This window comes from Coriobacteriaceae bacterium (genome assembly GCA_025757745.1).
Classification (GTDB): domain Bacteria; phylum Actinomycetota; class Coriobacteriia; order Coriobacteriales; family Coriobacteriaceae; genus Collinsella.
In genome coordinates this window covers 333747-346370 of sequence record CP107217.1, presented here as the reverse complement: position 1 = coordinate 346370, position 12624 = coordinate 333747, and the positions used below count along the sequence as shown (strand labels likewise).

10 protein-coding genes are annotated in these 12624 nt (G+C 61.7%); 1 reads left to right on the top strand and 9 read right to left on the bottom strand.

The genetic code is table 11. The annotated features are described in order from the left end of the window. Positions 1-90 precede the first annotated feature (90 nt). The 5 genes from OGM60_01365 to OGM60_01345 all read right to left on the bottom strand — a co-directional run bounded on the left by OGM60_01365 (position 91) and on the right by OGM60_01345 (position 5281). The gene (locus OGM60_01365) at positions 91-924 is read right to left on the bottom strand and encodes a PTS system mannose/fructose/sorbose family transporter subunit IID (protein ID UYI99470.1); all 834 of its coding nucleotides are present in this window, start codon (positions 922-924) and stop codon (positions 91-93) included. Between the two features lie 13 nt (positions 925-937). Continuing rightward, positions 938-1732 carry a PTS sugar transporter subunit IIC gene (locus OGM60_01360; GenBank protein UYI99469.1) on the bottom strand — a complete coding sequence of 265 codons (795 nt, stop codon included), beginning with the start codon at positions 1730-1732 and terminating at the stop codon, positions 938-940. A 36-nt stretch (positions 1733-1768) separates the two neighbouring features. Then, on the bottom strand, positions 1769-2692 hold the full coding sequence (locus OGM60_01355) for a PTS mannose/fructose/sorbose transporter subunit IIAB (GenBank protein UYI99468.1): 924 nt from the start codon (positions 2690-2692) through the stop codon (positions 1769-1771). 182 nt (positions 2693-2874) lie between these two features. Beyond that, on the bottom strand, positions 2875-3957 hold the full coding sequence (locus OGM60_01350) for a DMT family transporter (protein ID UYI99467.1): 1083 nt from the start codon (positions 3955-3957) through the stop codon (positions 2875-2877). A 331-nt stretch (positions 3958-4288) separates the two neighbouring features. Continuing rightward, complete coding sequence (locus OGM60_01345; protein ID UYI99466.1) at positions 4289-5281, bottom strand: SIS domain-containing protein; 993 nt, start codon at positions 5279-5281, stop codon at positions 4289-4291. Between the two features lie 205 nt (positions 5282-5486). On the opposite strand from OGM60_01345, the gene OGM60_01340 reads away from it, so the two are divergent. After that, positions 5487-6209, top strand: coding sequence for a GntR family transcriptional regulator (locus OGM60_01340; protein ID UYI99465.1), 723 nt, complete (start codon positions 5487-5489; stop codon positions 6207-6209). Positions 6210-6256: 47 nt separating this feature from the next. Here the strand turns inward: OGM60_01340 and OGM60_01335 are convergent, their stop codons facing one another. The 4 genes from OGM60_01335 to mfd all read right to left on the bottom strand — a co-directional run bounded on the left by OGM60_01335 (position 6257) and on the right by mfd (position 12539). Beyond that, positions 6257-6838: a GNAT family N-acetyltransferase gene (locus OGM60_01335; protein ID UYI99464.1), complete on the bottom strand. Its 582-nt coding sequence runs from the start codon at positions 6836-6838 to the stop codon at positions 6257-6259. Positions 6839-6915: 77 nt separating this feature from the next. Then, positions 6916-7941: an aminotransferase class V-fold PLP-dependent enzyme gene (locus OGM60_01330; GenBank protein UYI99463.1), complete on the bottom strand. Its 1026-nt coding sequence runs from the start codon at positions 7939-7941 to the stop codon at positions 6916-6918. Between the two features lie 45 nt (positions 7942-7986). Continuing rightward, positions 7987-8850: a phosphatase PAP2 family protein gene (locus OGM60_01325; protein ID UYI99462.1), complete on the bottom strand. Its 864-nt coding sequence runs from the start codon at positions 8848-8850 to the stop codon at positions 7987-7989. Between the two features lie 56 nt (positions 8851-8906). Beyond that, the gene (gene mfd / locus OGM60_01320) at positions 8907-12539 is read right to left on the bottom strand and encodes a transcription-repair coupling factor (GenBank protein UYI99461.1); all 3633 of its coding nucleotides are present in this window, start codon (positions 12537-12539) and stop codon (positions 8907-8909) included. Positions 12540-12624: the final 85 nt, after the last annotated feature.

Below are 12624 nucleotides of genomic sequence, written 5' to 3'. Positions count from 1 at the left end.
CTTTGTCACATTATTGGGGATGGAAGCCTGCCTGGGGTATGGGATGCCAGGCAGGCCCCCGGGGGAAAGCGGTTAGGCGCTTAGTCGCGACTAGGCCAGGATGCCGGCCGCGGAGAGGGCGATGCCGCCCACGATGGCGATCACGAGAAGCCAACCGGTGTTGACGTTCTTCTTGATGAGCCAGTACATAAGGCCGGTGAGGCCGAGGGAGATCATCTGGGGCATCATGCCGTCCAGGATGTCCTGGATCACGACGGTACCCTCAGCGAACTGCAGCGGGGTAGTAGCGCCGATCAGCGTAGCGATCATGCCGCCCACGGACATAAGACCCACGATGCCGCAGACATACATGAGCTTCTCCATGAGGTCGCCGCCCTGAAGCTTGCTCAGGTACTCGTGGCCACCCTGATAGCCCATCTTGGCTGCGAACCAAGTGATCAGCACAGAGGGGACGATGGAGATGAGCATGGCCAGGATCGGGCCCATGATGGAGCCCTGCTGAGCCAGCTGAACGCCCAGGCCAAAGGCGATAACGCGGATGGTGCCCTGGAAGAAGGAGTCACCGATGCCGGAAAGCGGACCCATGAGGGAGGTCTTGACCGCGTTGATCGAATCGGGATCGAAGTTCTCGGGATCCTTGGCGTACTCCTCCTCCATGGAGGCGGTGAGACCCAGGATAAAGGCGCTCGTCTGCGGGGTGCAGTTGTAGAACGCCATGTGACGGTGGTAAGCCTCTTTCTTAGCAGCGAGCTGCTTGGGGTCGGACTCGTCCGGATAGAGGCGATCGAGCGTGGGAACCATGCCGTAGAGGAAGCCCATGTTCATCTGACGCTCGTAGTTCCAAGAGGCCTGGATGGCCCAGGAGCGCCAGAAGAACTGGCTGACCTTCTTGTTCAGGGACACGTCCTTGGTTGCGGTTGCCATAGTGTGTTCCTCCTTAGTCTTCGTCGTCTTCGAGCGGATCGTAGTCGGAATCGACACCGGCGGCTGCATGGGAACCGTTGAACTTGAAGCCCATGAAGACGACAGCCAGGCACACACCGATCAGAGCGACCGCGATGACGGACAGGTTGAGGTAAGCGGCGAGCAGGAAACCGATGAACAGGAACGGAGTCATACCCTTCTTGATCATCATGGTGAGCAGCAGGGCCAAGCCGTAGGCGGTCATGATCTTGGTCGAAACGTTAAGACCAGTGGACAGCCACTCGGGAACCATGTTGACGATGGCCTGAACCAGGTCGGTGCCAACAAAGACGGCGAGGAAGATCGGCAGGAAGTACATGACGGCGTACAGACCGGGGCCAGCGCAGATGTGCATACGGTAGGCGGTCTTGAACTTTCCGTTATCGATCGCGCTATCTGCCACATGGGTGAGGGCGGCGATGATGGAACGGAACACGATGCCGAGGAGCTGACCCAGGACGGCGACCGGGATGGCGATCGTCATGGCGGTCTCGGCGGAAGCATCGGTCAGGCACGCAAAGGCAGCGGCCACGATGCCGCCCAGGACCATATCGGGCGGAACGGCGGCGCCGACCTGCACCAGGCCCATGGACACGAGCTCGACGGCGGCACCGACGGCAAGGCCGGTGGGCACATCGCCCAGCAGCAGACCGACGAGCGTAGCGCCAACGAGGGGCTGCTCGAAGTTAAGACGACCGAGCAGGCGGGAGTCCCACATGCAGAACACGCCGACGAGGCCGACGAGCACCGCACTGATGAACGTATTCATACCCTTCTCCTTTCAGTCAGGCAAAAGCCTGGTTGATTACAGCTTGGCGTCGATGTCGACGCTCTGATACGTAGGGGTCTGCTGGACATAGAGCTTGATGCCCATGTCGAGCAGCTGGTTGACGTCGGCCTTCTGAGTGGCGTCGAGGAAGACGGAGCTGTCCTTGCCGCCGACCTGATCGGCACCGTCGTGGTTGGCGGTGGCGCCCAGGTTGATGGCGTCGAGCTTGTAGCCCTGACAGAACTGCAGCATCTCGGCAGTGTTGCCAAAGACGAACATGACGCGCTCGCCGAGGGTGTTGAGCTTATCCATCTTGGCGAGGGCACGCTCGACGGTGAAGACGTTCAGGCGCACGCCCTGGGGCTTGGCCAGCTTAAGAGCGCCCTTCTTGATGTCATCGTTGGCGGCAGCGTTGTCGACGACGATGATGCGCTCGGCCTGAACCTTGGTGGTCCAAGTAAAGACGACCTGGCCGTGCAGCAGACGGTAGTCAAGACGTGCGAGGACGATCTTGGCGGGACCGGAGCTGTGACGGGACGCCTTGGCCTTCTTGGCGGGAGCCGCGGCGGCCTCGACCGGTGCGTTGGGGTTGGTCAGACCGGTGCGGGCCTCATTGATGAGGGCCGCGAGCTCGGCGCCCTTGACGGGAACGGGGCTCATAGCGAGCGTGAGCGCCAGCGGGATGTTGAAACCGCTGACAACCGTGAACTTCGTGCCGTTCTTGGAAAGCTCGACCATGTTGTTGTTGACCGAGCTGCCGAGCATATCGGTCAGCACATAGACGGTGTCGTCCGCGTTGAACGTGGCGATCATGGCGTCCACCTTATTGGTGATGGGCTCCTTGTCGTCACGAGCAAGCGACACGACGTGGACGTTCGACACGTCGCCGAGAACCATCTCGAGCGTGTCTTTGGCGCCTGCGGCCAGGCCGCCATGAGATGCGAGAATGATCTGATTCATCTTGCCTCCTCCTTTTCGTTATGGTCATTATAACGTCTTATACGTTGCTTATATTGCTAATTAGTATAAAGACCGTTCGCGGGTGAAAATCGACCGTTGACGGGTTTAACGCGATCGAAACGTTGGTGCAGGGTAGGTCGGCGCTGCCTTGGCGACGCCCGATCAGACGCCTCGCCAATCCCCTATCGCACGAAGTACCAGGGGCTTTCCTGCACGGTGGGCTCCAGCGCGATGCCAGTGCGTTCCTTAAACAGATCCATGTCCTGCGATTTCTCCGTCCACCACGCGTTGGGCTTAAAGGTCATGCTCTCAACGACATGACCGACAAACACGCTGTTGCGCAGCTTGGAGAAGTCGGTATTCATGATCAGGATGGACGCGAGCACCAGCACAATGCCCAGAACCTTGATCGCGCCGGCGGGCTCGGCATAGACACCAATGCCCACCAGTACGGTGACGACCGTCTCGAAAGACATTACGACGGGAACTTTCGATGTCTCGAGCCCCATGGACAGACCCTGCATATATAAGATGTAAGCCACGGCTGTGGGGATGAGTCCAAAGCCAAGGAACAGCAGCAGCAGCTGTGGCGACATCGCCGCGGCGACATCCGGCCACGGAGCCGCGATAGCTGCCATAACCGCACCGCCAAAAACAAAGCCCCAAAACGTGACAGCCAGCGGGTGGACCGTCTTAGTTGCTATCCGGCTAAACACCGCGAGCGACGCACCGCAAAGGCCCGCAATCACGCCCGACGTGACGCCCCAAACCGAAAAATGAAAACCGGAAAGGTCGCCATTGGTCACTGCAAGCACGCAGCCAACGATGTTGAAGACAATGGCAACGAGCTTGTTGGGGGTCACGTCCTCGCGATAAAGCACGCGACCGAGCATGACGCCAAACACCGGCGAGGTGTAGAGCAGCACCGAGGCCGTGGACATGCCCACCTCGCCCATGCACTCGTAATAGCAGGTGTTGGCGGCGGCCAAACCGACGATACCGACAAGCGCGCAGGGAACAAGCTCTTTAGGGCTTGCCTTGAACAGGGCCAGCGGACCCTGAGCCACGGTAGACCCCTCACCCGGACGGCAGCCCATAAACATCAGGACCGGCGCCAAGATAAGCGCTCCGACCAACAAGCGAAAGGCAGCCATGCTCTGGGACGAGACGCCCATGGCCGAGATGCCGTTTACAAAGATTCCGATGCTGCCCCACATAAGCGCGGCGACCAGCACCAGCACATAGCCCAGATTGCTTTTCTTCAACGCAGCCTCCTCGGTATTGTTTCCAATATGTTTCACACTACGTTATAGTCGTTATATACATTTTTCAAGACACAAATCGGCGAACGAGGAAATGATTCCCAGGAGTGTCCCCAAGTGCCAGCACAAAAGAAACGTCCCCAAGTGCCAACCACGGCAACGCCGACGTTTTGGCAATGTCAGCGAGCGCCCGTCATTTGAGCCAAGGTGCCGTGAAATGAAAAGGCGCTGACCTTCTGGTCGCGCCTTTGAAATTGAACGGCAGATTGGCCAAATGCCGGGTGCGCAGCGTCGGCCGGTCCGCCGTTCGGTAGAACGGCGGAACCAATATCCCCTAGTAATCCAGCTTCCACATGTAGCGACGCGTCATGTAGTCCTTGTGGGTGACGGCAGAGAGCGCGCGCATGTACACGTTGTTAAGGATCGGCGCAAAGATCAGGTGGTTGAAGTACTCGCTCACGCTATCCTTGATGTCGTTGAGGCCGAGCTCCTTGGCGTCGAGCTGATAGACGCGCTCGCCACCGTACTGGTTGACGAAGCGGATGCCGCGCTCGTCGTTGCAGCGGCTGCGGCCGACGCTGATGAGCTGGAACAGCGAGGTGCGCTTGTCCAGAATCTCGAAGGGGCCGTGGAAGAAGTCGCAGGTGTTGATGGTGCAGGAGTCGATCTGCAGCATCTCCTGCACGTTGCAGATGCTAAAGACGTAGGCGGCACCAAAGAGCGGGCCCTGAGCCATGACGTTGATGCAGGGCTTGTCGGCGTTCTGCTCGGCCCACTTGGCAGCGAGCGGACGAGTGTACTCGACGGCCTTGCGATAGATAGGGTCGACCAAGTCGAACGCGGCCATAGCGGTCTCGTACTCGGCATAGCCCTCGGTCTGCTGCGTGAGCTCCATGGCGATCATGGTCACGACGGCGGAGTTGGTGCGGCCCATGCAGGACTCGTCGACGGCCAGGCTGTCGTACTGGATCTTGTAGTCGCAGACCTCGGTGAGGCCGGACTCGTCAACATAGATGGCGATGGTGCTGGCGCCGTGGTCCTTGGCGACCTGGGCGGCGACGATGGTCTCCTTGGTGCCGCGCATGGACACGACGACGGCCAGGGTGTTCTCGTTGACGTAGGCCGGGGTGGCGTGCACGAACTCGTTGCTGGTGTAGCTGGAGCTCGCGACCTGCGTGGCCTCGTGCTCCATAAAGTACTGGGCAGGATAGTTGCCGCCGTTGGATCCGCCAGCGCCAATCCACACGACGCGCTTGATGCCGCCCTTGTCTGCCTTGTCAGCCAAAACCTGGGAGACGACATCCTTAACCTGTTCCTGAGTAGTCATCGTGCATCAGCCTTTCTTCTCGTTTGATGCTCTCGATGGCATACAAGTTACATACATGTTTTGGTTATGTCGACTAGTTGTATGCTATATTTGTCTTAGAAATTTTGCTGATGCGGTTTTCGATAACTAGCTACCAGCGGTTTTGTTGTTGTATTGAATACATGCTTGATTAGATACGCATACAAGTTAGATACAGGTTGATCGCATGAACGCTTCGTCTAAAAAGAAACTGAGCCAATACGAGCGTTTGGCGGACATGCTGCGCGACCGCATCGCCGCCGGCACCTACGCGCGCGGAGACAAGCTGCCGTCCGAGATGGAACTCATGGACGAATCGGGCCTGTCGCGCAGCACCGTGCGCCACGCCCTTAAGGTGCTCGTTGATGAGGGCCTAATTCGTACCGAGCGCGGGCGCGGCGCCTTTGTGGCCGACACGCCCGCGCTCCACGAGAACAACCTAGTGTTTTCGAGCTATACCAAGCAGGTCGAAGGCCAGGGCATGAAGCCCACCACGCGCACCGTGGACTCGGGCTTTGCCAAGGCGGCCGGCAGCATAGCTAAGTTCTTTGACGCCGCCGTGGGCAGCAAGCTCGTCAAACTTGTCCGCCTGCGCTATCTGGACGACGCGCCGCTGTGCCTGGAGACCACCTACCTGCCGCCAAGCTTCGAGACGCTCATCGATCGCGATATCAACGGTTCACTCTACGCCACGCTACGACAGGAGTTCCATCGCGCGCCGGCACAGGGGCATAAGACCTTTGAGGTGTGCTATGCCTCGCAAAACGAGGCGTTTTTGCTCAACGTTGAGCGCGGGCAGGCGCTGATCCTGATCACCGACTACGTCTACGACACCGACGGCCGCCCGCTCCATGTCTCCAAGCGCATCCAACGCACCGACCGTGCCAAATACACCGAACCCATCGGCTAACCAACACCAAAACCACCACAAAGGGGACAGGCACCTTTGTGGTGGTTTTAGGCGAGGAGGTCGGGGAACCAGGTTGGCTTAGGTTGGTTAGGGACGCGCTCGGCCAGGACCAGCTCCATCCAGCACATGTCGTACCAGCGGCCGAACTTTTGGGCGCAGCGGTCGAAGGCGCCCACCAGGCGATATCCCATATGGGCATGGAAATCCTGGCTGTTGTGCGTCAGGTACTCGTCGTCCTTGTCGTGCGGCACGGCAATGAGCGCGCACATGTTGGTGATGCCCATCGCGATCAGACATTGCTTGAGCGCGTCGTGCAGCTTGCGGCCCAGCCCGCCGTGGCGCACATCGCGCGCCAGGTAGATCGATGTCTCGACCGACCAGTCGTACGCCTCGCGGCTGTTAAGCGAACTCACGTAGGCATAGCCTACCGGACGCCCGTCCAACTCCATCACCAAATATGGATAGCGCTTGAGCGTACGCTCGATGCGCCCAGCGAACTCCTCAACGCTCGGCACCTCGTATTCGCAGGTAATCGCCGTCTGGCGCACATACGGCTCATAGATGGCAAGCAACGCCGGCGCATCATCGGGCGTCGCCAGGCGAATCGTCGGCTCGGACATCTCGGTCATACAACCCTTCTCCCCAAAAGCAAAGGCCGCCCTGCGCCAAGCTCAGGCGCAGGGCGGCCCCTTGTCATTACATCAGGCTACAGGACAGCCGCCAACGCGTCGATATCCTCCTGCGTCGTGGCCCAGCTGGTGCAAAAGCGCACCACCGTGTGAGTATCGTCGTACTTTTCCCAGTACTCGATCGCCGCATGCTCGCGAATGCGGGCCATGTCCTCGTTGGGCAGAATCACAAACTGCTGGTTGGTCGGCGTCTCCAAGAAGAACTGGTAGCCGCGCTCGTGCAGCACGCGACGCAGCGCCTGAGCGGTCTCAATCGCCTGGCGACCAATCTCAAAATACAGGCCATCGGTAAAAAGGGCCTCGAACTGCACACCCGTCAGGCGGCCCTTGGCAAGCAGCGCGCCGTGCTGCTTAATACGCGGAATGGGATGCGCCGGGGTGTGCATGCCGCAAAACACCACAGCCTCGCCACACAGAGCGCCGCACTTGGTGCCGCCGATGTAGAACACGTCGCACAGCTGCGCCAGCTCGGGCAGGGTAATGTCGCACTCATCGGCCGCCAGCGCATAGGCCAGACGGGCGCCGTCCACAAACAGCGGAATCTCGCGCTTCTGGCACACCGCATGAATCGCCGCGAGCTCGGCCTTGGAATACAGCGTGCCGTACTCGGTCGATAGGCTCACGTACACAGCGCCCGGAAACACCGTGTGCTCGTAGCTCTCGTTTTCGTAGAACACCTGGATATAGCTCTCGAGGTCCTCGGCGTGCATCTTGCCCTCGTAGCCGGGGATGGTGAGTACCTTGTGGCCGCCAAACTCGATGGCGCCCGCCTCGTGACAGGCGACGTGGCCAGTCTCGGCAGCAACGACGCCCTCGTAGGGCGCAAGCAGCATGTCGATCACCGTCGCGTTGGTCTGCGTACCGCCCACCAGAAAAAACACGTCGGCATCGGGGGCCTGACAGGCCTCGCGGATAAGCTGCTTGGCACGCTCGGTGTGCGCATCGGTACCGTAGCCGGGCTGCGGTTCCATGTTGGTGTCGACGAGTGCCTGCAGCACTGCCGGATGTGCGCCGTGGGAATAGTCGTTGTTAAACGCGAGCATGGCAATCCTCTCTAGTCGGGCACGGACCCGATGATTCAAACGGGGCTATTGTACGCCGTTGGGATAGGCAATGCGCGCGGCAAGGCACTCAAGCGCCAGCACCAGGGCAAAGCCGCAGCTCACGTCACTCAAAAAGTGTGCTCCAATCACGATGCGCCCAAAGGCTACGAACGCCGCGACCACAGCCGCCGCCCAAAAGACCACGCGACGGCGCGAGGGCTTTTCCTTAAAGGCCGCCGCGGGAAGCCCGGCGAGCATAAGACCGATCGCCGCGTGCGCCGTATGTCCACTCGCAAACGACTTGAAGCCGTCCTTGATCACGCCGGCGGTAATAAAGGCCCACTTGTCGGGGTTACCGATCACCCACCACGGCTGAAAATCGAGCCCCTGCGTCACCTCGATCACGCGCATGCGCGGGCGCGACCACAACGGTTTGACGACCACGTTGAGAATAATGGCCTGAGCGACCCACACGGCAAGCACCATCAACGCCCAGCGCGTGAGCTCGTCGGGCTCGGTCGTGCACGTGAGGCGATAGACGATGAGGTTGGCGGCGATAACCAGTACAAACGTCAGCACCAGCTGAACGGCAATGAGTTTGCCGCCAACCTTCAGAGACGAAACGATCTCGTAGCCGGCCAGGCCAACGTTGATCAGAACGCCCAGCGCAGCAAGCCACTTGCTCGTCTTGGAATCGGGGCGTGCCGAGCGCACGAGCATAACGCCCGCGACGCTCGCCGTCAGTTCGAACGGCAGCTCGCCGGCGGCCTCGATAAAGCGGCCGTACATGCTGCCGATGTTGAACAGCGCGCTCGAGATCTGATAATCGAAGAAACTGCCCACGCCCAGACAAAGACACAGGACAACCGCGATCATGGCGGCATCTTTCTTATAGATGTATCCGAACATGCTTTCCTTTCGATGGAGCCAGATTGCCCAAACGGGGCGTTTGCAGCGTCGACCCGTTAGTCGTCGTCGCTCGCACCCAGCTGCTGTAGCAGCATGAGCGCCGCGGCCACGGGGCCGGTACCGTCATTGGCGTCGAGGCCGCGACCCAGGCCGCTGCCCGCACCGGCGCCTGCCTTGTAGGGTACCGACAGCTTGCGGCTCTTGGGGAAATTCACCGCGCCATAGCGAGTCTTAAGCTCAAAGGCCACCTTCTTGGGCACGTCGACGCCCAAAAACGTGATGCGACCGCCACTGAGCGTGACGCTCTCGAGCCCCAGACGCTCGCCGCGAATGCGGATGCGCGCGCGGTTGAACAAGTTGAGCCCCGCCAACGGCAGCTCGCCATGCGCAGCCTCGGTCTCCTCCTGCACCTCATCGATGCTCTCCAGGTCCTCGGCCGCTGCGAGCCTGCGGTACACGAGCACGCGCTGATCCACCGCCGGCAGGTACTCCTCGGACAAGAAGTAGTCGGCCGGCAGGTTAATGCCCACGCTCGCCGCCTCCACGCCGGCGTCGTCATCGCCGCGCGCCTCGGCCACCGCCTGGCCCAGCATCTGCGTAAACAGGTCAAAGCCCACGCTCGACAGGTTGCCGTGCTGCTCGGCGCCCATAAGCGAGCCGGCGCCGCGAATCTCCAGGTCGCGCATGGCGATGCGCATGCCGCTGCCCAGGTCCTGGAACTCGGAAAGTGCGGTCAGGCGCGCCGTCGCCTCCTCGGTGAGTGGCAGCTCGCCCGGGAACATAAAGTACGCGTAGGCCTGCGTGGCAGAGCGACCCACACGACCCTTGAGCTGGTAGAGCTGCGCCAGGCCCAAGCGCTGCGAGTCCTCGATGATCAGCGTGTTGGCGGTCGCGTTGTCGATACCGCTCTCCACGATGGTCGTGGCGATAAGCACGTCGATCTTTTTGGTCGCAAACTCGATCATCACGTCCTCGACCTCGCGCGGGCTCATCTTGCCGTGCGCCACGCCCACGCGCGCCTCGGGCGCGGCCTCGTGCACGCGCGCCACGGCATCGTCGATGGTCTTGACGCGGTTGGACACGTAATACACCTGACCGCCGCGGCCCACCTCTAGGCGAATCGCCGCACTCACCACGTCGGGGTCGTACTCCCCCACGTGCACGATCACGGGACGACGCCCGGTCGGCGGCGTGGTGATCAGACTCATATCGCGCACGCCGCTCGTGGCCATCTGCATGGTACGCGGGATGGGCGTTGCCGAGAGCGTGAGCACGTCGATTTGCTCGCGCAGGTTTTTGAGCTGCTCCTTGTGCTGCACACCAAAGCGCTGCTCCTCGTCGATGATCACCAGGCCCAGGTTCTTGGGGTTCACATCGGCAGAAAGCAAGCGGTGCGTGCCGATGAGCACATCGATCGTGCCCTCGGCAAACGCCTTGAGCGCGCGCTTTTGCTGCGCCGAGGTGCGGAAGCGGCTGAGCACCTCGACCTCCAGGCCAAACGGGGCAAAGCGCTCAAAGAATGTCTCGTAGTGCTGTTGGGCCAGAATGGTCGTGGGGCAGAGCACCATGACCTGGCGGCCGGAGTCCACGCACTTAAAGGCCGCGCGCAGGGCGACCTCGGTCTTGCCGAAACCCACGTCGCCGCACAGTAGGCGGTCCATGGGCTTGGGTGCCTCCATGTCGGCCTTGATGTCGGCGATAGCCTCCAGCTGGTCGCGCGTCTCGTCGTAGGGGAAGCTTTCCTCCATCTCGATCTGCTCGGGCGTGTCGGGCGGACAGGCGATACCGGTAATCGACGAGCGGCGCGTATACAGGTCGACCAGGTCAAACGCCAGCTTTTTGGCATTCTTGCGCGCCTTGTTGGTGGCCCGCGTCCAGTCGGCGGTGTTGAGCCTGGTCAAGCGCGGTTTATCGCCGTCGGGACCAACGTAGCGCGTAATGCGGTCAACCTGCTCCAGCGGCACGTAGAGCTTGTCGCCATCGGCGTATTCCAGCAAAAAGTAGTCGCGTTCCTTGCCGCCCACTTCCTGGCGCGCGATCTCGCTAAAGAGCGCGATACCGTGGGTAGCGTGCACCACGTAGTCGCCCGGCTTAAACGGGAAGGTGATCTGTGTAATGTCAACCTTGCGGCGGCTGCGCGCGCGGTTGGCATCCATGCGAGCGTTGAGGTCGGCGATCGAGAACACGGCAAAATTGGCGTCGGGCACCACCACGCCCTGCGGCAGGGCAGCGTCCACAAAGGTCACGCGCCCGCGCGAGATGGTGGGCACGGCGGCGCCGGCGGCAGCCTGCGCGGCGCCCGCCTCGAGCGGGCGGGCGTTGAGCGCGTCGGCGCGACGCTCGCGAATGGAAGCATGGGCCTCCTGGCGTGCGGCACGGTCGGCGGAATCCGCCGCTGCCACGCGCACGCGGTCGCCGATAGCGCCGGTATTTTCGGGCGCCGCGGTCAGCGATTCCTCAAAGGTAATGCCCTCGTCGCCAAAGGTGAGCTCCATCGACTCGCGCGCACCGCGGTCGGGGATGGCAAACACGCAGGCATAGCGCTTGCCCACGACCTCCTGGATGCGCGTCATAAAACGGTTGTCCGAGCCTGCGATAGCAGGCTGCTCAATCTTGAGCTCGGCCGTCACCGCACCGCCGGCACGGATGAGGCTCACGTAGTTCAGGCGCTGTTGAGCGCCAAAGTCGAGTTGCTGGGCACGCACGTACAGGCCGTCCAGGCGGTCGACCCCCGCCTCGCCGGCACGCGCCTCGATATCCTCGTAGGCGCGCAGGCAATCGTCGAACAGCGAGCGCGGCTCGGACAAAACCACGAGCGCCTTGCCGCTCACGTGCGCCAGCGGGCTTACGGTCTGGCCGTACATCACCGGCAAAAAGCGGTCGAGTTCAGGCGTGACGATACGTGCATCCACCATCTCGAGCAGCGCCGCCAGCTTGCTGTCGTCCTGGCTTGCGCGGTAGAGCGCCACGTGCATGTTGTGGACGGCCTCGTCGGTAAGCGCCAGCTCGCGGCACGGGAAGATCTCGATGCTGTCTTCGTTGCCGATGGTCTGGCCCGTTGAACTCACCATGCGGCGGATGCGGTCGATCTCGTCGCCGAAAAACTCAATGCGCACGGGCGCCTTTTCCTGCGCGGGAAACACCTCGACGGTGTCGCCGTGCACACGGAACAGGCCGGGCGCGTCGGCGGCGCCGGCATTGGTGTAGCCCATGCCCACCAGACGCTGTGGCACCTCGTCAAAGGGAATCTCCTCGCCCACCGCAAAGGTCGTCGACTCCCAGTAGCGGCTCTCGACCGGCGGCACGCAACGCAGCAGTGCGCGGGCCGAGGCGACCATGATGCAGTTGTCCCCGCGTACGATGCGCCCGAGCGCCTCGCAGCGCTGGGCTACCACGGCGTCGTCGGGCGCCTGCTCGCGCCACGGATAGTCCTTGCGCTCGGGAAAACGGCACACGTGCGCTAGGCCCACGTAGGCGGCAAGGCCACGCACGGCGCGATCGGCCGCATCCTCGCCGCTCACGATATAGACCGTCGGGCGCGGACGGCGCGCAAACTGGGCGGCCGCCATAAGCGTGCGGCCCGACTGCGACACAGCCAGCGTCACGTCCTCGCCAGCATCGAGTCCGGCCTCGACGGTCTGCAAGGCCTCGGCAGTGTAGAGCTGCGCGGCTATACGGTGAATGAGCATGCTGTTCCTCCGGCATTGCAACGCCAAAAGCCCGCCGGGGCAAGCTCGGCGGGTCGTACGTCAAATACATTGTCTGTCATGGTAA